Origin of the sequence: Pedobacter psychroterrae (assembly GCF_004331695.1) — a bacterium.
GTDB classification, from domain to species: domain Bacteria; phylum Bacteroidota; class Bacteroidia; order Sphingobacteriales; family Sphingobacteriaceae; genus Pedobacter; species Pedobacter psychroterrae.
The window spans coordinates 1,058,365-1,082,491 of sequence record NZ_SJSL01000002.1 but is presented as its reverse complement, the minus strand read 5'-3'; the positions used below and the strand labels follow the sequence as shown (position 1 = coordinate 1,082,491).

22 protein-coding genes and 1 tRNA gene are annotated in these 24,127 nt (G+C 40.5%); 15 read left to right on the top strand and 8 right to left on the bottom strand.

All coding sequences use genetic code 11. The annotated features are described in order from the left end of the window. Positions 1-169 precede the first annotated feature (169 nt). The 4 genes from EZ437_RS12980 (at position 170) to EZ437_RS12965 (ending at position 4,546) form a co-directional block, all read left to right on the top strand. Positions 170-1,363: a pyridoxal phosphate-dependent aminotransferase gene (locus EZ437_RS12980; RefSeq protein ID WP_205942699.1), complete on the top strand. Its 1,194-nt coding sequence runs from the start codon at positions 170-172 to the stop codon at positions 1,361-1,363. Between the two features lie 113 nt (positions 1,364-1,476). Beyond that, entirely contained in the window at positions 1,477-2,718 is a 1,242-nt protein-coding gene (locus tag EZ437_RS12975; protein ID WP_131596427.1) for an ABC transporter permease, read from the top strand. A gap of 100 nt (positions 2,719-2,818) precedes the next feature. After that, entirely contained in the window at positions 2,819-3,868 is a 1,050-nt protein-coding gene (gene queA / locus EZ437_RS12970; protein ID WP_131596426.1) for a tRNA preQ1(34) S-adenosylmethionine ribosyltransferase-isomerase QueA, read from the top strand. Beyond that, positions 3,869-4,546: a 2-C-methyl-D-erythritol 4-phosphate cytidylyltransferase gene (locus EZ437_RS12965; RefSeq protein WP_131596425.1), complete on the top strand. Its 678-nt coding sequence runs from the start codon at positions 3,869-3,871 to the stop codon at positions 4,544-4,546. Between the two features lie 38 nt (positions 4,547-4,584). Here the strand turns inward: EZ437_RS12965 and EZ437_RS12960 are convergent, their stop codons facing one another. The 6 genes from EZ437_RS12960 to EZ437_RS12935 form a co-directional block, all read right to left on the bottom strand. After that, positions 4,585-4,746: a lmo0937 family membrane protein gene (locus tag EZ437_RS12960; protein WP_131596424.1), complete on the bottom strand. Its 162-nt coding sequence runs from the start codon at positions 4,744-4,746 to the stop codon at positions 4,585-4,587. 118 nt (positions 4,747-4,864) lie between these two features. After that, positions 4,865-5,086, bottom strand: a complete 222-nt coding sequence (locus EZ437_RS12955; protein ID WP_008240955.1) for a DUF2795 domain-containing protein — start codon at positions 5,084-5,086, stop codon at positions 4,865-4,867. A 92-nt stretch (positions 5,087-5,178) separates the two neighbouring features. Then, entirely contained in the window at positions 5,179-5,727 is a 549-nt protein-coding gene (locus EZ437_RS12950; protein ID WP_131596423.1) for a cob(I)yrinic acid a,c-diamide adenosyltransferase, read from the bottom strand. Between the two features lie 8 nt (positions 5,728-5,735). Further along, positions 5,736-6,506 carry an ABC transporter ATP-binding protein gene (locus tag EZ437_RS12945; RefSeq protein ID WP_131596422.1) on the bottom strand — a complete coding sequence of 257 codons (771 nt, stop codon included), beginning with the start codon at positions 6,504-6,506 and terminating at the stop codon, positions 5,736-5,738. A gap of 50 nt (positions 6,507-6,556) precedes the next feature. Continuing rightward, positions 6,557-6,847 (bottom strand): Asp-tRNA(Asn)/Glu-tRNA(Gln) amidotransferase subunit GatC, encoded by a 291-nt coding sequence (gene gatC / locus EZ437_RS12940; RefSeq protein ID WP_131596421.1) that lies wholly within the window; start codon positions 6,845-6,847, stop codon positions 6,557-6,559. Next, a complete protein-coding gene (locus EZ437_RS12935; RefSeq protein ID WP_131596420.1) occupies positions 6,844-7,578 on the bottom strand; it encodes a lysophospholipid acyltransferase family protein in 735 nt (244 codons plus the stop codon). The genes gatC and EZ437_RS12935 overlap by 4 nt, the downstream gene beginning before the upstream one ends. Before the next feature lie 41 nt (positions 7,579-7,619). Here EZ437_RS12935 and trpS point away from each other — a divergent pair, with 41 nt between their 5' ends. From trpS to EZ437_RS12890, 9 genes are all read left to right on the top strand, one after another. After that, positions 7,620-8,618, top strand: coding sequence for a tryptophan--tRNA ligase (gene trpS, locus EZ437_RS12930; protein ID WP_131596419.1), 999 nt, complete (start codon positions 7,620-7,622; stop codon positions 8,616-8,618). A 38-nt stretch (positions 8,619-8,656) separates the two neighbouring features. Further along, positions 8,657-9,271, top strand: coding sequence for a deoxynucleoside kinase (locus EZ437_RS12925; protein ID WP_131596418.1), 615 nt, complete (start codon positions 8,657-8,659; stop codon positions 9,269-9,271). Further along, the gene (gene kdsB, locus EZ437_RS12920) at positions 9,271-10,005 is read left to right on the top strand and encodes a 3-deoxy-manno-octulosonate cytidylyltransferase (RefSeq protein ID WP_131596417.1); all 735 of its coding nucleotides are present in this window, start codon (positions 9,271-9,273) and stop codon (positions 10,003-10,005) included. Before EZ437_RS12925 ends, kdsB begins: the two co-directional genes overlap by 1 nt. Next, positions 10,002-10,541, top strand: a complete 540-nt coding sequence (locus EZ437_RS12915) for a hypothetical protein (RefSeq protein WP_131596416.1) — start codon at positions 10,002-10,004, stop codon at positions 10,539-10,541. Before kdsB ends, EZ437_RS12915 begins: the two co-directional genes overlap by 4 nt. Positions 10,542-10,856: 315 nt before the next feature. Further along, complete coding sequence (locus EZ437_RS12910; protein WP_225869576.1) at positions 10,857-13,589, top strand: outer membrane beta-barrel protein; 2,733 nt, start codon at positions 10,857-10,859, stop codon at positions 13,587-13,589. A 174-nt stretch (positions 13,590-13,763) separates the two neighbouring features. After that, on the top strand, positions 13,764-15,380 hold the full coding sequence (locus EZ437_RS12905; RefSeq protein ID WP_131596414.1) for a CTP synthase: 1,617 nt from the start codon (positions 13,764-13,766) through the stop codon (positions 15,378-15,380). A 20-nt stretch (positions 15,381-15,400) separates the two neighbouring features. Further along, a complete protein-coding gene (yidC, locus tag EZ437_RS12900; RefSeq protein ID WP_131596413.1) occupies positions 15,401-17,209 on the top strand; it encodes a membrane protein insertase YidC in 1,809 nt (602 codons plus the stop codon). Positions 17,210-17,382: 173 nt separating this feature from the next. After that, complete coding sequence (locus tag EZ437_RS12895; RefSeq protein WP_131596412.1) at positions 17,383-20,175, top strand: alpha/beta hydrolase family protein; 2,793 nt, start codon at positions 17,383-17,385, stop codon at positions 20,173-20,175. Positions 20,176-20,225: 50 nt separating this feature from the next. Continuing rightward, a complete protein-coding gene (locus EZ437_RS12890) occupies positions 20,226-21,500 on the top strand; it encodes a nucleoside recognition domain-containing protein (protein ID WP_131596411.1) in 1,275 nt (424 codons plus the stop codon). A 9-nt stretch (positions 21,501-21,509) separates the two neighbouring features. On the opposite strand, the gene EZ437_RS12885 is transcribed toward EZ437_RS12890, so the two are convergent. Next, complete coding sequence (locus tag EZ437_RS12885; protein ID WP_131596410.1) at positions 21,510-21,749, bottom strand: hypothetical protein; 240 nt, start codon at positions 21,747-21,749, stop codon at positions 21,510-21,512. Between the two features lie 142 nt (positions 21,750-21,891). Between EZ437_RS12885 and EZ437_RS12880 the strand changes: the two genes are divergently transcribed. Next, positions 21,892-23,262 (top strand): exonuclease domain-containing protein, encoded by a 1,371-nt coding sequence (locus tag EZ437_RS12880; protein WP_131596409.1) that lies wholly within the window; start codon positions 21,892-21,894, stop codon positions 23,260-23,262. On the opposite strand, the gene EZ437_RS12875 is transcribed toward EZ437_RS12880, so the two are convergent. Next, entirely contained in the window at positions 23,259-23,726 is a 468-nt protein-coding gene (locus EZ437_RS12875) for a YciI family protein (protein ID WP_131596408.1), read from the bottom strand. The genes EZ437_RS12880 and EZ437_RS12875 overlap by 4 nt on opposite strands. Positions 23,727-23,884: 158 nt before the next feature. Between EZ437_RS12875 and EZ437_RS12870 the strand changes: the two genes are divergently transcribed. Beyond that, a tRNA-Arg gene (locus EZ437_RS12870) sits at positions 23,885-23,958 on the top strand. The last annotated feature ends 169 nt before the right edge of the window (positions 23,959-24,127 follow it).

Here is a 24,127-nt window from a genome sequence, read left to right as displayed (position 1 = left end):
AAAGCGATGAGGATTGCTTTTTTCTTAGGTTGCAAATTATTGAGTTTAGCCCCCAAAAATACATTATAACCATTGAATTACATTAAAAAGTATTTTTTTTAGTTTATAATTCCGTGAGGTTCATATATTTGCATCCGCACAAAATTTTATTTGCATCCGCACAATTATTATGACATTTTTATCCAAAAGAATCAACAACCTATCTGAATCGCAGACCATTAAAATGGCCAAGTTAGGTAGAGAACTGTCCGCAAAAGGGATAGACGTAATTAATTTAAGTTTCGGTGAGCCGGACTTTTTTACCCCTGAATTTGTAAAGGAAGCTGCCAAGAAAGCGGTAGATGAAAACTATTCATACTATACTCCTGTATCAGGCTACCTTGATTTGCGTAAGGCTGTTGCCGACAAATTACTGAGAGAGAATGGACTAACATATAATTTTGACCAGATCGTTGTATCAACTGGTGCAAAACAGTCACTTGCCAATGCGGTGATGTGTCTGGTAGATCCGGGAGACGAAGTAATCGTACCTACACCTTACTGGGTTTCATATTCTGAAATGATCAAACTTGGAGAAGGAGAAAGCGTATTTATCAACGCTACTGTGGAAAATAACTTTAAGATCACCGGAGCGGAACTGGAAGCAGCAATCACGCCTAAGACCAAACTGTTCATGTTCTCTTCTCCATGCAATCCAACAGGATCTGTATACAGCAAAGAAGAACTGGCTGATCTGGTAGCGGTATTTGAAAAACACCCGAATATTTATATCATTTCTGATGAGATCTATGAACACATCAATTTTGTGGGCAAACATGCTTCAATAGCAGAATTTGACGCTATAAAAGACCGTGTGATTTTGATCAACGGATTTTCTAAATCATATGCGATGACCGGCTGGAGAGTGGGCTACATGGCTGCCAATAAGGAAATTGCCAATGCATGTGATAAACTGCAGGGACAGATTACCTCGGGAACTTCTTCTATCGCACAGCGTGCGGCTTTGGAAGCTTATAAGGGCGGACTGGACACGGTAAACGAAATGGTTGCTGAATTTAAAAAACGCAGGGACATCGTTCATGAATTGCTTTCTGCCATACCGGGTGTAAACGTAAACCTTCCTGATGGTGCCTTTTATTTCTTCCCTGAGATTAAAGCATATTTTGGTAAAACAGACGGCACGACTGTAATCAACACGGCAGAAGACCTTTCTTTATACCTATTGAACGAGGCACATGTTTCTACGGTAACAGGTGAAGCATTTGGAAATGAAGATTGTATCAGAATTTCTTATGCAGCATCAGAAGAACAATTAAGAAAAGCAGTTTCACGAATAGCGGATGCGTTGGCTAAACTGAGCTAGTTTTTTTTGAAATACTCTTTATAAAACCATCATGACTTAATAATTCATGATGGTTTTATAATATATAGCTTTTGATGTAACCTTTTTGGGTACTTTTGGTCTAAACTTTAATTATGATTATTTTAAAACTAATAGGCGAAAGTTTTCGGTTTGCATCGGATGCACTGCGCCAGAATAAGCTGCGCACCATGCTTTCCCTGTTAGGGATCACAATTGGTATTTTCACCATCATATTTGTCTTTTCTGCCGTTGATTCACTAAGGGCCAAGCTCCAGGAGAGTATTGACAAACTGGGTTCAAAAACTGTTTTCATACAGAAGTGGCCCTGGGGAGGTTTTGGCGACTACCCTTGGTGGAAATATGTAAACAGGCCTGAACCATCGTTGAGGGACCATGCTTTATTAAAAGATAGGCTAGAATATGCTGAGGGTGTTTCCTATGAAATATTTGCCAATGAAAGAACGGTAAAATACAGGAGCAATTCTGTGGAGGGTGCCGGTATCAGGGCTGCATCACAGGATTTTAACAAAACGTGGAACCTGGAATTTCAGGAGGGAAGATATTTTACAGAAAATGAAGGTAGGGCCGGTTCGCCGGTGGTGCTGGTAGGCGCGGTAGTAGCCGAAGGTTTGTTTGATGGAGAACCTGCCATAGGCAAAACAATTTCAGTAATGGGCAGAAAGCTAACTGTGATCGGCGTGTTTAAAAAAGAAGGTGAGGACATGATGGGGATGTCGCAGGACAAGAACATCATCATGAATTTGAACTTTGCAAAAGGCATTATGGACGTCGAGAGCGGGAGGTATGATCCTACTATAACGGTACGTGGACTTGAGCACATAGCACTTGACGAAATAGAAAGCGAAATAAGGGGCGCGATGCGTTCCATCAGGAGAGCAAAGCCGGGTGCTGAAGATGATTTTGCTTTGAACAAAAGTACCATTGCATCCAACCAGTTAGACCAGATGTTTGATATGGTTAATATTGCAGGCTGGGTAATCGGGGGATTTTCAATTCTTGTTGGCGGCTTTGGAATCGCAAATATTATGTTTGTTTCTGTAAAAGAACGCACCAATATCATTGGTATACAAAAGTCATTGGGTGCTAAAAACTATTTCATACTGCTGCAGTTCCTGTTTGAATCTATTGCATTGTGTTTACTAGGTGGTATATTAGGTCTTTTCCTTGTTTATCTCGTCACACTTGCCACCAAGGCGGGTGGCTTTGAGATTACGCTGTTTATGGATAATATTATACTGGGCATCGGGGTTTCAGTTGGTATTGGGACAATATCAGGTTTCTGGCCGGCATATGCAGCATCCAGACTTGATCCGGTTGAGGCAATAAGGTCGTAAATGCAAGCATCTTCTAGTATGAATTTATGCAAATAAGTTAATTGTAAAAAACACGATTATATTTCATAAATTTGCGCCCTTAATTATCACATCGAAAAATATGAAGTTATCTCAATTTAAGTTTAATTTACCTGAATCATTAGTTGCCAATACCCCTTCAGAACAAAGGGATGAAGCCCGTTTAATGGTATTACACAAAGACAGCGGCAAAATTGAACATAAAATTTTCAAGGATGTTTTGGAGTATTTTGATGACAAAGATGTAATGATATTGAACAACACCAAGGTTTTTCCTGCCCGTTTGTATGGCAATAAAGAAAAAACAGGTGCTACAATTGAAGTATTTTTATTACGTGAACTGAATAAAGAACTACGTTTGTGGGATGTGCTTGTTGATCCCGCACGTAAGATCCGCGTTGGTAATAAGCTATACTTTGGTGATGACGATCTACTGGTTGCGGAAGTGGTTGACAATACTACCTCCCGTGGACGTACCATCCGTTTCCTATTTGACGGCACCGATGAAGAGTTCAGAAAAAACATAGAGATACTGGGTGAAACCCCGCTTCCTAAATACATCAAAAGAAAAGCTACTGCCCAGGATAAAGAACGTTATCAAACCATTTTCGCAAAGCATGAAGGTGCTGTTGCAGCTCCTACAGCCGGCTTGCACTTTAGCAGGGAACTGATGAAACGTCTGGAACTAAAAGGTGTTGATTTTGCAGAAGTGACTTTGCATGTCGGCCTTGGCACGTTCAGAGCTGTTGAGGTAGAGGATCTGACCAAACATAAGATGGACTCAGAGCAATTTATCATTGAGCAAAAATATGCTGATATGGTAAACAAGGCGCTGGAAGAAAAAAGGAAAGTATGTGCTGTTGGGACTACGTCTATGCGTGCCATCGAATCTGCTGTTTCCTCAAATAAAACCCTTAAGGCGGCTAATGACTGGACCAGCAAGTTCATTTTTCCTCCATATGACTTTAGCATTGCCAATTCAATGATCACTAATTTCCACACTCCTGAATCTACTTTGTTAATGATGGTAAGTGCATTTGGAGGTTATGATTATGTTAGGAATGCTTACGAGGTAGCCCTTAAAGAAAAATACCGCTTTTATAGCTATGGTGACGCCATGCTGATCATCTAAATGAAATATTATGCCATAATCGTAGCGGGAGGATCTGGAAACAGGATGCAAAATTCTGTACCAAAGCAGTTCCTCCTGCTGGATGGCATACCAGTGCTGATGCATACCCTGCGGGCCTTTTGCAGATCAGCATTAAACCCTGAAATCCTTTTAGTACTCCATCCAAGCCAACAGGCTTACTGGGCAGAATTGTGCAAAACTTATCATTTTACCCTACTTCATCAGGTTATAAACGGCGGAGAACAAAGATTTCATTCCGTTGAAAACGCTCTTTTAACCATTTCTGGCGAGGGAATTGTAGCCATCCATGATGCGGTGAGGCCATTGGTATCGACCCAATTAATAGACAAATCTTTTTTAATAGCTGAAGAAAAAGGCAATTGTGTAGCAGGAACAACACCAACTGATTCGATCAGAAAGCTGACAGGTCCGGATAAAAGTGTAGCATTTAACAGAAAAGAGTTTATTTTGGTACAGACACCACAGACATTTAATGTCAATATCATAAAAAATGCCTATAAACAATCTTATAGAGATGAATTTACAGACGATGCATCTGTAGTTGAATTTTCTGGCATTGAAATACATATGATAGCCGGAGAACGGGAAAATATCAAAATCACCTACCCCGAAGATTTGGAAATAGCTACCATCTTTTTAAATAAAAAAAGCTCCTGAAAACCATCAGGAGCTTTTTTTATAATTAATTTACAGGATTATGCAGCCCTGTTGATCACTTTAAGTATAATTGCGATAACGGCAATTACCAATAAAATGTGGATCAGACCGCCAACATTAGGACCGAATCCTTGGAAGAAAAAGCCAATAACCCATAGTATTACTAATACCACAGCGACAAGATAGAGTAGATTTCCCATAACTTTATATTTTTAGTTTTTAGATAGAAGGTTATGCTGTATGCACTCCCATGACATTTCATAAACAATCATCGTTCCAAAAAAAAGCCCCGGATATCCGGGGCTTTATAAAATCATTTTAGTATTCGTCTTCGTTGAAGAAAAAATCATCCTTAGTGGGATAATCAGGCCATATTTCTTCGATGGTTTCATATGGTTCCCCGTCATCTTCCAGGGCCTGTAAATTTTCTATCACTTCTACTGGTGCTCCTGAGCGGATACCATAATCAATCAATTCATCTTTTGTTGCAGGCCATGGAGCGTCTTCCAAATGCGATGCGAGTTCTAATGTCCAATACATATTTTAATACTATTAAGTTATTCTAATTCAGTTTCGCAAAAGTATATTAAAAAACCTGAGCAAAACAAACTTTTTTTTCAACGATTTTAATGTTATAAACGAGGGAGCCAAATATTCTCTTCTGTTCCGGCATCCCAATTTAGTTTACGGGCCAAAACAAATAAATAATCGCTTAAACGGTTCAAATAGATGGTCATTTTTTCGTCAACAAAACTCTCTGATGCCAATTGCACCGTAAGTCGCTCTGCCCTTCTGCAGATACACCGGGCTACATGACAATAAGAAACTACTGTATTCCCTCCGGGTAGGATAAAATGCTTCAACTCGGACAATACTTCATTCATACCATCCATCTCAATTTCCAGCAATGCAATGTCCTGATCATGAAGGTCAGGAATTTTCATCCTGGACTTTTCAGGGTCGGCAGCCAATGATGCGCCAACTGTAAATAACCTGTCCTGTATTTCCTTAAGTGTCTTTTGATAGTGTGCACCAATGTCCTGACAAAGGATCAAGCCTATATAGGAATTAAGTTCATCTACCGTACCATAGCATTCAATACGAAGGTGAAATTTCTGCACCCGCGTCCCTCCTATTAATGAGGTCAGTCCCTTATCTCCTGTTTTGGTATAAATCTTCATGTAAGAATTTAGCTGATTTTCTCGAAATCACCACCTTTTTCTTCCAGATTTGTCAACCGGGGTGAGACCATTTTTATATCTGTATTTTGATAGTCCTTTTCAATCAGCCCATCACGCATACGTACTATTCTATGGGCATGCTGTGCGATATCTTCTTCATGGGTTACCAGGATAATGGTATTTCCTTTACTATGTATCTCCTCCAGCAGCCCCATAATTTCTATGGAAGTCTTAGTGTCCAGGTTTCCTGTTGGCTCATCGGCGAGGATGATAGAAGGGTTGTTGATCAAGGCACGGGCAACAGCAACACGCTGACGCTGACCACCTGACAGTTCATTTGGCTTGTGTGTGACCCGATTGCCAAGTCCTACATTCTCCAAAGCTTTTTGGGCCCGTGCATCACGTTCTTTCTTATTTGCACCGGCATAGATCAATGGCAAGGCTACATTGTCTAAGGAAGTAGAGCGCGGCAGCAGATTAAACGTTTGAAAAACAAATCCAATTTCTTTATTTCTTACTTCGGCCAGCTCATTGTCCGACATCTGGCTTACGTTGATGCCATTCAGCACATATTCACCTTTACTTGGCGTGTCCAGACATCCAAGGATATTCATCAGTGTTGATTTTCCAGATCCTGAAGGGCCCATCAATGCAACAAACTCTCCTTTATTGATATCCAGCGATACCGACTTTAAAGCATGGATCACTTCAGAACCGATAACATATTTACGGCCTATATCTTTTATGTGGATTAGCGCTTTATTTAATTTGGGCTCCATGGCTTTTTTTCTTTTTAGACGGTCAACAATAGCTGTATGTTACAAGCCGTTTATTTTTCTATTATTTTGGGGACAAAGAAAAAGCTTTCATTGTGCTTTGCCGCATTTTTCAGTCCGTCAGCTACAGAGATCTCCTGTTGCACTACATCTTCCCTCCAAACATTCTTTTCAGGGTTCATGTAGATCAGTGGAGCGATACCTGTTGTATCCAGTTCGTTCAGCTTCTCCATAAAAGTAAGGATCTTATTCATGTCGGCAATTAATGTATCAACTTCTTTATCTTCTATTTCTATCCTTGCCAGGTCTGCTACTTTATCTATCGTCTGCTTATCTATAATCATTTATGAACAAGTTTACTATTTATTATATCAAAAACACGGTCTTTCAGCTCGTCAGAATCATCAATATTCAATTCTTTTGTGGAAATCGGTTTATGGATGTAAATATCGCAAATTCCGGGAGTAGTTCCATATTTAGTCCCGTCATCCCACATTCTTTTCCAGATATTGACCAGGCTGACGGGTACAATCGGGATGTTCTTTTCAATGGCCAGTCTGAAAGGCCCATTTTTAAAAGGGGTCATTACCGGAGGAAACTGCACGTCATTGATTCCTCCCTCGGGAAAAATAATCAAGCTCATTCCTTTATCGAGGTTTTCACCAACTCTTTTAAATGCCCTGAAAGCAGAAATTTTGCTATCCCGGTTTACCGGCACGTCAATAGTTTTAAAAAATAGCTTTAAGACAGGGTTATTCAATAGTTCTTCTTTTCCCATAAAATGAAAACGGCCCTTTGCAATAATGCACATGATCATAATATCAAGATTAGAGGTATGGTTGGCACAATAAATATAGGTCTGACCTCTTTTTAAGGGCTCTGCTACTTTAAAACTAAGCCTTAAGCCCAACAGAAAACTGCAAATGATACTCTGGCTCCTGCGAAGCTTATTTAAAATAGGGTAATGTTTTGGATTTCTTGAGCCCAGGTAATAAAACGGCCAAAGTAACGCCGAAAATATAACGATAACCAAAACTGCATATAAATAGTGTATTCGCCTCAAAAGGTTATTCATCGGCTTCAAAATTACTAAAGTTTTTTATTAATTTCGGCCTCATGAAAGAAACGGTAGTTAGTGGCATACGTCCGACAGGAAAATTACACCTCGGGAATTATTTTGGTGCAGTCACCAATTTTGTAAAAATGCAGTACGATTACAACTGCTATTTTTTTATCGCAGACCTTCATTCCTTAACTACTCACCCTACTCCGCAGGACCTGCATGGTTATGTCCGTCACGTTTTGGTAGAATACCTGGCCTGCGGGATTGATCCTGAAGAAACCACTATATACATACAATCGGATGTACCTGAGGTAGCAGAATTATACCTGTACCTCAACATGAACGCCTATATGGGCGAACTGGAGAGAAGTACTTCATTTAAAGACAAGGTACGTTCACAGCCTGACAACGTAAATGCAGGCCTGCTGACCTACCCCACATTAATGGCTGCAGATATATTGATCCATAAAGCCACAAAGGTACCTGTAGGTAAAGATCAGGAACAGCACCTGGAGTTTACACGTACCTTTGGCAACCGCTTTAACAGGCTATACAATTCGGATTACTTCCCTGAACCTTTTGCCTTCAATTATGCGCAAAACCTGGTTAAAATACCCGGGCTGGACGGTACAGGTAAAATGAGTAAATCGAGCGGTGATGGCAACTGTATCTATCTTTCAGACAGCCCTGAGATCATCCGGAAAAAGCTGTCGCGGGCAGTGACAGACAGCGGACCAAGTGCAGAGAACCAAACAAAGCCTGAAGCAATCCAGAACTTATTTGACCTGATGAAAATCGTTTCATCTGAGGATACACTGACTCATTTTGATGAGCTTTACAATAAGATGTCTATCAGATATGGCGACTTTAAAAAGCAGCTTGCTGAGGACATGATTGTCTTTAACACACCGATCCGCGAACGTATAGAAGAACTTTCAAAAAACAGTTCTTACTTACGTCAGGTAGCAAAACACGGTGCATTGAAAGCCAGGGAAAGTGCACAAAGAACAATAAAGGAAGTAAGACAACTAATTGGCTTCAAATCATTCTAAATCAAGAATAAAAATAGCTACCTTGATCAAATAAACATATGCATATAGCGATAGTTGGAAATATAGGAGCCGGAAAAACCACATTAACAGGTTTACTAGCAAAGCATTACGGATCGGAAGCGCTCTATGAAGCCGTTGAAAACAATCCTTATCTGGAAGATTTTTACAGTGATATGAAGCGCTGGAGCTTTAATCTTCAGATCTATTTCCTCAACAGCAGGTTTCAGCAGATCGTGGATATCCAGAACTTTAACAGAAATGTGATTCAGGACCGGACCATTTATGAGGATGCCCATATATTTGCAGATAACCTGCATGAAATGGGCCTGATGACTACCAGAGACCATCATAACTATAAGGCTATTTTCGCAAACATTACCTCCTTTATCAAACCACCGGACCTGTTGGTATATTTGCGTGCATCCGTACCTACGCTGGTCAACAATATCCAGCGCAGAGGCCGTGAATACGAAGCGAGCATCCGCATCGATTACCTGTCCAAACTCAATGAAAAATACGAAGCCTGGATTAAAGATTACCAGCTTGGCAATTTACTGATCCTGGACAAGGATAAGCTTGATTTTAGTAATAATCCTGAAGATCTCGGCACCATCATACAATCAATTGACGCAGAGATTAACGGTTTGTTTTAATGAAGATTTTAGGAATCATACCTGCCCGATATGCATCCACCAGGTTTCCGGGGAAACCTTTGGTAATGATCGATGGCAAAAGTATGATCCAAAGGGTATACGAGCAGGCTGTAAAATGTATCAGTCTTTCTGAAGTAGTAGTTGCTACAGATGACGAGCGTATTGCAACTGAAGTAAGTAATTTTGGTGGCAGATTTGTAATGACAAGCAACCATCATTTAAGTGGTACAGACCGCTGTGCGGAAGTTATTTCAGGCAATCCAGGCTTTGATGCTGTCATCAATATCCAGGGTGATGAGCCTTATATCGATCCTCTGCAGATAGATTTGGTAGCCTCCTGTTTTAATAACAAGGATGTTCAGATTGCTACACTAATCAAACCGATCCATACCGATGCAGAATTATTTAACAACAATATACCAAAGGTAGTGATCAACCACAGGCAGCAAGCCATTTACTTTAGCCGACAGACCATTCCTTATCTGAGAAACCAGGATAAAGAACAGTGGGTGTCTGCCCATCAGTTTTACAAGCATATAGGCATTTATGGATACACCTGCCCTGCCCTGCTGGAAATTACCAAATTACCTCCTTCTACCTTGGAACTTTCAGAAAGCCTTGAACAGTTAAGGTGGGTGGAACATGGCTATACAATACAAACTAAGGTAACTGATATCGAGACCATAGCAATAGATACTCCGGAAGATTTACAACGAATAATTGCTGGTATATGAAAAATGGCCTCATCTGCACATTACTTTTAGCAGTTGCGGTATTAACAAGCTGCAGCAATTCAGACAATCAGGATAGTATCAAAATTGATGAAATTGCTGCCATAGCTATCAAACCATTTAGTGATTCTCTAAAAACAGACACCTTCAGGGTAAAATTGATAGGCACTGAGCCAAAGGAAATGTACCTTTCCTTTACAATCACTTCCTTTGAGGGCAAAAAAATCTATGACATCAGGATCGATGCAAAAGAGCTGTTTAAAAATTATGATGTTAAAAACCTCAATAAAAAGAAAACTCAGATCAAGTTCTTAAAAGATGAGGTAGACCGCTTTTTGGATGACGAGAACTTCATGGAACCTGCACTGACAGATCAGGAAAGCCCTGACTCAAATGTTCCCGATAAATCATTTTATGAAGAACTAAAAAAAAGTCAGCTAAATGGCTTTATTTATCGCCTGGGCAAGGAACAGAAACGCTATATAGGCTGGTCTCAGCAAAATAAAAAAGTAAAGCCCTATTATAGTTGTTGTAAATAAAACCCATTATTATTAGCTGCTAAATCGTATTTTGTTTATATTTTTTCAAAATGTTGAAAATAATATTAGGATAAATAAAAATTTTGCATTATGTTTATATAATCAAAGTTTATGAATCAAATAATTATTAATTCATAATCAACCTAAAATATTCTAACCAAATATATTTGAACAAAGTGCCCGGAAAATTTCCGGGCCTTTTTTTATCCGCATTATTCATATCTGCATACACTCAAAAAACGTTATTTTAGTATGCTAACATTTATCATCCGGTAGTTTATGCCCAAGGGAGTACTCGTCTTAATTTTCATAACCTTGTCATCCTTTTCAGCTTTGGCCCAGAAAGCAGTAATAAGAGGTTTGGTTAGCGATACAGTTGAGAATAGAAAACTTCAAAATGCAATAGTCACGCTCATCAGGTCTTCCGACTCGGTCATTGTCAAAACAACACAAACAAATCCCGAAGGGCTTTTTGAGATCAGCAATCTCTACAGAGGTAAATATATGCTGCAGATCTCGTATCCAAAAATGGCAGACCGTCTCATAAACGTCCGCCTGTCAGATACTTCTGTACAATATTTCAACAGCATCTATATGGAACTGAAATCAAAGATCCTGAACGAAGTAGTGATCCGCGGAACTAAAAAACCGATAAGCCTTAGGGCAGATACAATAGTATTTCAGGCAGATAGTTTTGCTGTGCGGAGTAATGCCAATGTACAGGAACTACTAAAAAGACTTCCCGGTGTAATTGTTGATAAAAAAGGTAATATTAACGCACAGGGCCAAAATATTAAAACGGTACTGGTAGACGGAGATGAGTTTTTCGGAGATGATCCTCTGCTGGCAACCAAATATTTAAAGGCAAATGCCGTAGAAGAAGTGCAGGTTTACGACAGAAAAAGCAAAAATGCAGAGCTAACCGGCATTGACGATGGTATTAAAACCAAAACAATAAATATTAAGCTAAAAGAAAATGCCAAAAACGGGTACCTGGGCGCACTGGACATCAACACTGGCAATTCCGATTTTAGAGACTATGGGGCAATGGGAGGTGTATTTAGGGGCAAGTTTAAGGCGGCGGTTTTTGGCACCTATTCCAATCTGGCAAATGAATCTAAAATCAATAACTCTATGCGAAAGCTTAAAGGAGAGGACTACGATATTATTGAAGTCGGGGATGATGGCAGCTCGGTAATGTATGCCTCGGGAGGAGATTATGATGATGATTATGGCTCGCCTACAGGAGGACTTCCAAACAATTTGAATCTTGGCGCTCATCTTTCTGACAGATTTAACGCCAATAGAATGGGGATAAAAATGAATGTCAGGGCCTTTGATTACCGTAGTAAAAACCTAAAAACTTACCATACACAAGAGCTACTCCCAAATGGCGCATTGTATATTAGCTCAGGAAAGAACAACGATCAAACAGAAAACACCGGAGAAAGCGTGAGGGGTACTTATAGTTTCAACATTGATTCACTTTCTTCATTAAAAATAGCCTTTGGGGCAAGGGAGAGTAAAACTTTCAGCAACTCTACCAGTCTGGACGACACTCGCAGCGGGAAAAGATTTTTCATTAGTCAGAACAATCAGGTCAATACCGGAAACGGAGATAATGAAACATTTAACGGAAATATCAACTGGTCTAAAAGATTTAAAAAAAGAGGGCGCACACTATCTATTGATATTCAACCTGAAAGTCAATCGGGGAAAAGCATAGAAAACAGCATCAACAATACCAGGTATTATGACGAATTTGGCATAATAAACCGAATTGAAAACATCAACTTAAATAAAGACAATACCAACCACCAAAACTCTATAGGCACAAGGATCAACTATACAGAGCCACTATCTGCAAAATGGGCTATGGAAGCCTCCTATAGTTTCAAAACAATTTCATCAAGCAGCTTCAGAACAGTTACGGACAACAATATCAGGAAGATAGATTCCTTGAGCAACAATTTCAGATTCATCAATTTCTCCAATGTAGGCCGTGTAATAATGCAATATAAATTCAGCGACTTCTCTATTTCAACCGGCATGGAGGCCACACAAACAAGATTTGACCTCGATGACCTTGACCGCATGAACGATTTTGAAAGAAATTACCTAAACCTCTCTCCCAGTACCAACCTGTTTTACAAGATCAATAACAGCAGTACCATATCAGTAAATTATAATGGTTATATGCAGCAGCCCGATATCACGCAACTGCAGCCTGTAAGGCAACTCAACAATCCACTTTACCAGATTATAGGAAATTCTGCACTACGGCCATCCTTTACCAATACACTGGGTTTGTCGTACAACAGCTTTCAATTTGCTTCAGACCAATACATATCCGGCTCTTTTACCTATGGATTTACCAATAATGCCATTGTTGACACGGAAATTGTAGATGAATTCAACAGAAGGATTTCCAGCTTTACCAATCTCAATGGCAACAATTCCTTATCAGGAGGCATCTATTATTCTAAAGGGTTTTCCAAATTAAACTTCAGGCTCGGAGTTGATCTTGGGTTCAATAATTCAAACAACCTTTCTGTCATAAACTTTACTGAAAACAAAATAAGGAATACCCAGTATAATTTAAGGACATCGTTCAACTATTACACCCCAGCAGCAGACGTAAGCTACACACCTTCAGCTACTTTTATGACAGGAAAATCATCTATTGGTGGACTGAATGACGGCAAAAGCTTAATGCATGATCACGAATTTTCAGGCACGGTACAGCTTCCTTATCAACTGGAATTCAATACCACAGTATCTTTAACATTTCGCCCTGCAAACTCCTCTTTCGGGAGAGATTTTAATATAGCGATCTGGAACAGCTATTTATCAGGAAAAATGCTGAGAAATAATGCGCTCGAAGTGAAGCTACAGGTAACAGATATCCTTAACCAAAAAATAGGTTACAATAGATTCGTAGGTGGAAATGTGATTGGAGAAAGCACCTACAGCTACATTCCGGGCTATATTCTATTGGGGTTAAACTGGAATTTAAGCGGCAATTTCCTGAATTCATCAAGAAAATAACCAACCCGGTTTCCTTAAATGTTTCAAGCCTAATAGCTTACCGGGGAAATTTGTTATTACTTATTATTTATAAAAAGAAAAGTTACGCTTTGGTTTTATTTGTTAACTTTGTATCCCGTACAAAAACAATAAGACTGGCCTCAAAAACCGGCCTTATATCACAAAATCACAAACATGACTAAGTATATTTTTGTTACGGGCGGTGTTACTTCCTCTTTAGGCAAGGGCATCATATCCGCTTCATTAGCCAAATTACTACAAGCAAGGGGCTACAGTGTAACCATCCAAAAGTTTGACCCTTACATTAACATCGATCCTGGAACCTTAAACCCCTACGAACACGGCGAATGCTTTGTTACCGAAGACGGTGCAGAAACAGATCTGGATCTTGGCCATTACGAGCGCTTCCTTAACGTACCAACTTCACAGGCCAATAACATTACTACCGGGCGTATTTACCAGAATGTGATCAATAAAGAAAGGCAGGGTGAATATTTAGGAAAAACTGTACAGGTGGTTCCGCATATCACGGACGAGATTAAACGCAATATGCGCATCCTTGGTGAAACCGGTGAATTTGACATCGTGATAACCGAGCTGGGCGGTACCGTTGGCGATATTGAATCGCTTCCTTTCATTGAAGCCGTTAGACAGTTTAAGTGGGAGGCAGGCGCTAATAATGCCATCGTCATCCACCTCACCCTTGTACCTTATCTTGCCGCAGCGGGCGAACTTAAAACTAAACCTACACAGCACTCTGTAAAGGCTTTACTAGAATACGGCATTCAGCCTGATATCCTGGTTTGTCGCACGGAGCATCACATTAATATGGACATCCGCAAGAAGATTGCCTTGTTCTGCAACGTAAATGTGAATGCAGTAATAGAGTCTATGGATGCTTCTTCTATTTATTCTGTTCCTTTATTAATGATCAAGGAACAATTGGATAAAACTGTCCTTAGCAAACTGAAACTTCCGCAGAAAAATGAACCGGATATGGAAAGTTGGAAAGACTTTTTAGGCCGTCTTAAAAATCCAACTGCTGAGGTACGCATCGGACTGATCGGTAAATATGTAGAACTTCCCGATGCTTATAAATCTATTATTGAATCCTTTATTCACGCAGGCGCTAAAAACGAATGTAAGGTAAGGGTAGAATATGTACATTCTGAAGAGATATTCCCCGAAAATGCAAAAGAGAAACTAGGCCACCTTGACGGCATATTGGTTGCTCCCGGATTTGGAAGCCGTGGTATAGAAGGAAAAATAGATTCCATTCGTTATGTACGTGAACACAATGTGCCATTTTTTGGAATTTGCCTTGGAATGCAGTGTGCCGTAATTGAATTCGGACGTAATGTGCTGGGTCTGGCTAATGCCAATACTACTGAAATTGATGAAGAAGCCCCTCATCCGGTGATAGACATGATGGAAGACCAGAAAGTAGTTACCAATAAAGGAGGTACGATGCGCTTAGGTTCTTATCCATGCGACCTGAAGAAAGGCACTAAAGCTTATGCAGCCTATGGAAAAGCCCATATCACCGAACGCCACAGACATCGCTATGAATTTAACAATGACTACTTAAAACAATACGAAGAAGCAGGAATGATCGCTTCGGGAATGAATCCAGACAGTAATCTGGTGGAAATTATAGAGCTAAAAAACCATCCTTTTTTCGTTGGCGGACAGTTTCACCCTGAATTAAAGTCAACAGTTGCTAATCCTCACCCACTTTTTGTTAAATTTGTCGCCGCTGCGATGGAGTTTGCGAAGAAGAAAATAAAATAATACGCGTTTAATTAACCATAATGGATAGAAATACATTTACAGGACTGTTCCTGATCATGATTGTGCTGGCAGGTTCCTTTTACTTTTTTAAGCCCAGCGAGGCCGAAATAAAGAAAGAAAAAGAAAGAATAACAGCAGATTCAATAGCAAAATCAAGTGCAAACAACCCCGCTGCTCCGGCACCTGTTGCTGCAGCAGCAACCGCATCTCTTATTGATTCTGTAGCATTAAAAGGCCCTTTCGGTACCAACATTAACGGAACCGTACAAAATACAGTATTAGAGAATGAGCGGTTAAAATTAACGCTTACCAATAAAGGCGGTAAAATTCTATCTGTTGAGGTTAAAGGTGAAAAGACATACGAAGGCAAACCGGTAATACTGTTTGACGGCAAGCAGAACAAATTTGGTCTGAACCTTAACATCGGCGGTAAGCTGGTAAGTACAAATGAACTTTATTTTACAGCAGTAAAAAGTGGCAGCAGCATTAGTATGCGTGCAAATTATTCAGGAGATAAATACGTAGAATACCTATACAGCTTAAAACCAAACAGTAACAATGTTGACTTCAACATCAATCTTAACGGACTAAATCAGGTTATTCAGAACAACACCATTTCCCTCAACTGGGAGGCTACCCTGCTGGAGCAGGAAAAATCAGGTAAGAAAGAGCAGGAACATTCTGCACCATATTACAAGTATGTAAATGAAAATCCTGATCACCTGGACATTGCAAAAGATGAAAAAGAAGAACTTAAAGAAGGAAAAATAGAGTGGATTTCATTCAAGCAACACTTCTTCTCAGCGGTACTTCTTCCTGCTGTTCCTTTTGAAAAAGGAGACCTTGAGGTAAAAGTAAGTACCCAGCCCGGTCAGGTAAAATGGTATGGTGCCAATCTGGAACTGCCGTTCAACCAGTTGGCGTCACAGAACTATGCCATGAGCTTTTACTTTGGCACAAATAAATTCTCTACATTAAAAGCACAGGGACACGGTATTGAGAAACAGGTTGATATGGGATACTGGCCACTTAAATACATCAACAGGTTTGTTGTATTGCCGGTATTTAACTTCCTGGAAGGTTTTAACATGAGCTACGGCCTGATCATCCTGATCCTGACCATCCTGCTTAAAGTAGCCATGTCGCCACTTACTTATAAGTCATACATCTCGATGGCCAAAATGAGAATTTTGAAGCCGGAGATGGATGTGATCAAAGCTAAAGTGGGAGAAGACAACCCTACCCTGCTGCAACAGGAGTACCTTAAGCTGTATAAGCAGGTTGGTGTAAATCCATTGGGGGGCTGTTTGCCAATGTTATTGCAATTGCCGTTTGTCATGGCCTTCTTCTTCTTCTTCCCCAATTTATTTGAATTAAGAGGTGAAAGCTTCCTTTGGATGAAGGATTTGTCCACCTATGACGACTTTATTAAATTTGGAGTTGACATCCCTATTATTGGCAATCACCTGAGTTTGATGTGTATCCTGATGACGATCTCTACCCTGATCTATACCTATTATAACAACCAGATCTCAGGAGCTACAGGACAGATGAAATATATTGGATACATTATGCCGATCGTATTTTTAGGGGTACTGAACAGTTACCCTTCAGGATTGAACTACTATTACTTCCTGGCGAACATGCTAACCTTTGCGCAGCAGTTCCTTATCAAATCTATGGTAGATGATGAGAAGATCCACAGAACACTGCAAGAAAATAAGGCGAAACCCGTAGAAAAGACTAAGAAGTCTGGATTCAGTGCCAAGCTAGAAAACTATATGCGTCAGCAACAGCAGGCACAAACTCAGAAAAAGAAAGGAAATTAGTAACAGAACATACTATACCAAAAGGACACTCATTAATAGTGTCCTTTTTTTATGGATGGGACTTTTGTGTATAAGCACTTTATTGTAAAAATTATTGTACAATGCCTGTTTATCTCAAAATTTTTCTAATTTTTAGACTTCTATATTATAGGGACAAAAAACACTTATTCATCATGTTTAAATATATAAGTTTAATACTCTTATTACTATCAGGCGTATGCCTTGCTCAAAAAAAACCTCTTAACCACAGTGTATACGATAGCTGGGAATCCATTACTTCAAAAAGACTGTCCAACAATGGTGTCTGGGCGGCTTATGGCATCAGTCAGCAGGAAGGTGACGCTACGCTATATTTTACAAATTTAACTACCAATGCGGGCATAAAGGTTCCTAGAGCAGAACTTGCGCAGTTTAGTGCAGATGCTAAATATGCTGCCTTTGCCATCAAGCCTTTTTACAAGGACATCAGACAAGCAAAGATTAAAAAGAAAAAGGCGGATGAGATGACCAAAGACAGTCTGGGCATAGCCAACCTTACTACACTTGCAGTACAAAAAATAGCCAGGGTAAAGTCTTTCAAATTCCCGGAAAACGGGGCATTTCTGGCTTACCAGTTTGAAAAACCTATAGATACTTCCAAAAAACAAGCACCTGATGAAAATGCCGCCAACAATAAACTTGAAGGTACTGACTTAATTTTCAGAAACCTGCAGACAGGTACTGAACGTACTTTTAAATATGTAAATGAGTATGGATTTAGCAAAGACGGCAAATTGTTTGCTTTTGTCAGCACCGGATCTAAGAAAGACAAAGCTGCTGCATCAGGGGTTTTCCTGCTAAATACTGAAAAAGGAACAGTTAAAACACTGGTAAACGGGCCTGGTAATTTTAAAAGCCTGACATTTGATGAAGAGAGTGAATCCCTGGTATTCCTCGGCGAAAAGAGCCCGGAGAAAGCCGAGATAAAGGACTATTTTATTTACTATAATTCCTTGTCCCTTGATACTGCCCAGGTACTGGTAGAAAATGACATACCGGGTATGCCGGCCAAATGGGCGGTAAGTGGTGATGGCAAACTTACCTTAAGCAAAGATGGAAAGAAACTCTTCTTTGGGATAGCCCCGGTAAAAATACCTAAAGATACTACACTGGTCGACTTTGAGCATGCTAAGCTCGATATATGGAGCTATAAAGATGATTACTTGCAACCTATGCAATTAAAAAATGTTGAACGCGAGTCTAAAAGAAGTTACCTTACCTCCATAGAGATCTTCAAGGCAGACGTAAAAATAGTGCCATTGGCAAATCAGAACATCCCGGACGCCATACCTATAGGTGAAGGAAATTCAGATTTTGTACTTGCCAGCACGGACTTTGGCAACCGTATACAATCTCAATGGACAGCGGGTTCTGTCAGGGACTATTACCTGATGGATACACGCAATGGCTCAAGCAAAAAAATCATCACTGGGCTTTCCGGCAGTGCCATTCCCTCTCCATCAGGAAAATACGTACTTTATTTTGATAAAAAAACGTCAAACTGGTATACTTATGATATCCTCGCAGGTAAAGTAAGTCACCTGAACAACGCAATGACAGTAAAACTCTCGGATGAACAAAATGACGTACCCGATGACCCTTCTTCATACGGAATGGCAGCCTGGACGGAAGATGACAAATCTGTACTGATCAATGACCGTTATGATATCTGGGAGTTTTCGCCTGATGGCAAAAATGAGCCAGTAAACATTACCAACGGCTATGGCAGACAAAACGGTCTTACGTTTCGCTACATGCAGGTAGATCCTGAGCAAAAGTTTTTGGGTAAAAAGGAAACAATATGGCTGGAGACTTTAAACAATACTACTAAAGAGACCGGATTTTATAGGACTTCTGTCGGAAATAATAAAAATCCGGAACTGGTAATGATGGCCAAAGCAAGGTATTCTTCGTTGCTTAAAGCCAAAGATGATGAGCGCTATATATATGATAAAGGAAACTACACCACCTCACCAAATGTATTTGTTTCCAGGGATCTGAAAACAGAAAGCAAGCTGAGCAACACGAATATACAGCAGGAGGATTACAACTGGGGAACTGCTGAACTGGTAAGCTGGACCACACCAAAGGGCTATAAATCGGACGGAATCCTTTATAAACCTGAAAACTTCGATCCTTCAAAAAAGTACCCAATGATCGTTTACTTTTATGAGAAACTTTCTGACGGGTTATACAGCTATCAGGCCCCTGCCCCTACGCCATCCCGGTTGAATATTCCTTTTTTTGTGAGTAATGTCTACCTGGTATTTGCGCCTGACATTAGTTACGAGAAAGGATATCCGGGCAAGTCTGCCGAGGAGTTTATCAATTCAGGAGTAGAATCCTTGAAGAAAAACAGCTGGGTAGATGGAACAAAAATCGGCCTGCAGGGCCAGAGCTGGGGAGGCTATCAGGTAGCCCACCTGATCACGCGCACAGATATGTATGCCGCTGCATGGGCAGGCGCACCAGTGGCCAACATGACCTCGGCCTACGGTGGCATGCGCTGGGAAAGCGGCATGAACAGACAGTTTCAATACGAAAAAACACAGAGCAGGATCGGTGCAACACTTTGGGAAAAACCCGATCTGTACATAGAAAACTCACCGCTTTTCTTTTTACCAAAAGTAAAGACTCCTTTGGTCATCATGGCTAATGACGCTGATGGCGCTGTGCCATGGTACCAGGGAATAGAACTGTTTACAGGTCTAAGAAGACTTGAAAAACCAGTGTGGATGCTCAACTACAACAATGAGGCACACAACCTGGTGCAGCGCCAAAACCGTAAGGATATACAGATAAGAGAGCAGCAGTTCTTCGATTACTACTTGAAGGGTGCCAAAGCCCCGGTATGGATGGTAGACGGGATACCAGCAGTAGATAAAGGGCGTACCTGGGGATTTGAGCTTACAGATAAAAAGCCTTAGGTAAATATTATTTTAAATTGGTACTTTAACGCCATCAAACAAAACAGCGAATGGCATTAAGCAGAATTTGGTCGGCCTTTATCATTGTAGCAATAGTAGTAGCAGGTGTAAAGTGCGTTTTTATCGATGGTCAGCAAGACATATTTAACTGGATGGTCATTGGCAAGGCAGATGATCCGGCCAATCCGCTTAAACTGGACGGCATCATCCAGACCTGCTGGGTAGCCGTAGAGCTATGTCTGAAACTGATAGGTATCCTGGCGCTTTTTATGGGCCTGATGAGCATTGCTGAGCGCGCAGGCGGCATTAGATTACTATCAAGGATTGTAGGGCCTTTCTTTTCAAAGCTATTCCCTGAAATACCAAAAGGGCACCCGTCTATGGGACACATGATCATGAATTTCTCGGCCAATTTACTGGGACTCGACAATGCCGCTACCCCATTTGGGTTAAAAGCTATGGAAAGCCTGCAGGAGATCAATCCCAGCAAGGATGTGGCCTCCAATCCGCAGATCATGTTTCTTTGTCTGCATGCAGCCGGACTAAACCTGATTCCGGTAAGTGTGATCGCCATCCGTGCCTCACAGAACGCCTCTAACCCTACAGACATTTTTATACCCTGTCTTATCGTTACTTTTGTGGGTACCATAGCCGCCATGCTCATGGTGTCCTATAAACAAAAGATCAATGTACTTCAGCCTGTCATCATCACCTGGATACTCAGTTTGTCTTTTATCATCGCTTTATTGGTGCTGTACATTACTTCTTTAAACGCGGACGGTATCAAATCCTTCTCAGGCATATTAAGCAACGGACTCATATTACTGGTATTCCTGCTGATCATACTAGGTGGGATCTATAAAAAGATAGATGTCTTTGACGCCTTCGTTGACGGGGCTAAAAACGGATTTGAAACAGCCATTAAAATCGTACCCTACCTGGTCGGAATGCTGGTTGCCATTTCTCTTTTGCGTACCAGCGGCACTTTTGATGTGGTCATCAGCGGCATTAAAAATTTCTTTGCAATGCTGGGAGCAGATACCAGATTCGTAGAGGGACTGCCTACAGCATTGATCCGTCCTTTAAGTGGCGGAGCGGCACGCGGAATGATGGTAAGTACCATGGAGACATATGGACCGGATTCTTTCGCCAGCAGACTTTCAGGGATATTTCAGGGTGCCTCAGATACAACGTTCTATGTAATTGCGGTATATTTCGGTTCAGTAAATATCAAGAATACAAGGTATGCAATCGGTACCATGCTATTGGCAGATCTTGTAGGTGTATGTACAGCGATCGGGCTTTGTTACCTGTTTTTCGGATAAGAAAGCAAACTATTCTTCTGATTTACTTAAAGTCAGTTTGCTGATGATCTGATCCAGTATGCTCGGCTCTATGCTCGCATTCTTGGAAAAATGCCAGGTAGATGATCCGTCCAGCCACACACAAAATGAATGATAACCATCCAGGATGACCGCGTATGTTTCATGAAAATCATCATGGATTTGCATGCAGAAGCCGTTAACAGGTTTTCCTTCAATATCAAATTGAATATTCAGGTAAGTGCTTAACATAATTATATATGGTTAGGATTATAATAACAAAGTTATACTGCAAATGTTTCCTCTATTTTAATTTAATGTTATGCTATATTAAATATTTCATATTACTAATTTTATTAGCATATTTACACAATAAAATGTGTCAGATCAAATCATGTTATACGCTGTAGTAGATATAGAAACGACGGGTGGCTTTGCTTCAGGAAATGGGATTACAGAAATTTCAGTTCTGGTGCATGATGGTGAACGCGTCATCAGCAATTATGAAACGCTTATCAATCCTCAGCAGGAAATCCCTGCTTATATTGAGGCACTGACCGGGATCAGCAATGAATTGGTTGCCAAAGCACCCTCTTTCCATGAAGTAGCTTCAGAAATTTATGAATTATTGCATGACAAAGTTTTTGTGGCACATAATGTTAACTTTGATTTTTCATTTATCAGGCACCATCTGGCCTCCAGCGGATACGAGCTGCAATGCAAAAAGTTATGTACCGTACGCCTCAGCCGCAAATTACTGCCGGGATACAGTTCGTATAGTCTGGGCAAGCTTTGCACCTCGTTAAACATAACGCTCAATAACCGGCACCGGGCAGGTGGCGACGCTGCTGCTACGGCAGAGCTGTTGACATTATTGCTACAGGCCGATACCACAAATATCATCGGACAAGCACTGAGCCGTTCTTCCAAAGAACAGGCCCTGCCGCCTAATCTACCAAGATCAGAAGTAGACAAACTTCCGTTGAGTCCAGGTGTATACTATTTCAAAGACCAGAAAGGAAAAGTAATTTATATCGGAAAAGCGAAGAGCCTGAAGAAAAGGGTCTGCTCACATTTTACAGGCAACAATCCAGGCAGGCAGCGCCAGAATTTTCTTAAGGACATTCACCGCATAGACTTTGAGATTTGCGCTACAGAGCTGATGGCACTGATACTGGAAGCTACTGAGATCAAACGGCTGTGGCCGGAAAACAACCGCGCCTTAAAACGTTTTGAACAGAAATATGGCCTCTATGCATTTAATGACCAGAATGGATATATGCGGTTGGGGGTAGACAAATACTGTAAAAATACTGCAGCACTTTATAGCTTTAATACCCTGCTGGAAGGACATAATATTTTGAGGATGCTCATCAAAAACCACCTCTTATGTGAAAAGCTTTGTTTCATTCAAAGAAACCGGGCCGCATGTACAGGCCATGAAGAAGGCAGTTGCGCCGGCGCATGCCTGAATAAGGAGTCTGCCGCTTCTTATAATGTAAGGGTGAAATATGCCATTGATGAACTTACCACCATGCTTCCCTCCTTTGCACTAATAGATAAAGGCCGTACAGAAGACGAGCAGAGTTGTCTTTTAGTAGAGCGCGGGTTGTTTTATGGAATGGGCTATATTTCGCAGTATACAGATATAAATGAACCTGATATGTTAAAATCCGCATTGCAACCCTATCCCTCCAATGATTATGTACTGCATATGATCCTTGCCCATGCCGAAGCGTTCCCTCAAAAGAAGATAACCATTTAATGGCTCTTTTTCTCTATTTTACTATGGATCTTTAGTGTTTCCTTTAAGGCTGCTGAGCCGTACCATGGAAAATACTCAGCTGCCAGCACCTGACTGATAATGGCAGGATCGGTGGTGGTAAGTTTCTGTGCTTCCTCTACAGTTTCAACATCAAGAATAAAAATGCCTCGGTACGATCTGTCATTTTTACCCATTGGGCCTGCCACAATTAGCTTTCCCTCTGTTGCCAGTTTGTTAATATTGGCCATATGTCCTGTAAAGACGCTGTCCAGTTTAGCTTTCGGCAGATCAGTTACCGAGCCTGATTTTAAGATCACAAGTATGTATTTCTTCATCCCATAATCATCAGCTTTTAGCTCCCTGGCAAGCTTCTCGTCATAGTTCTTATTAGTAGTCTGTGCAGTAGCACTGCCAATCCAGCAGCAGCAAATCACTGAGGCTATTATAATTAGGTTTGTTTTCATCTGCACAGCGATTATGAGCCACATTAAAATTAGAAAATAAAACTATTAAAACATCCTGATAGCAATAAAACATTCATAAATAGCATTAAAAATATTCAAAAATAGATTTGCGCTTCTATGTATGATTTTATATCTTTGCCGCTCCTAAAAGGGGAAATGCCTCGGTAGCTCAGCTGGATAGAGCGTCGGTTTTCTAAACCGAGGGTCAGGGGTTCGAGTCCCTTCCGGGGTACATGACCGGAGTAAAATTGAGAAATTCGATTTACTCCGGTTTTTTTATGCGCTAATAGCTTTTCAAATTAAGGCCTCTACACACTTATCCTCACACTATCTATATGAGGATAATTTAAAAATCTTCATATTATATTATGAAATGTGAACGTACTTCTTAGTAATAAATC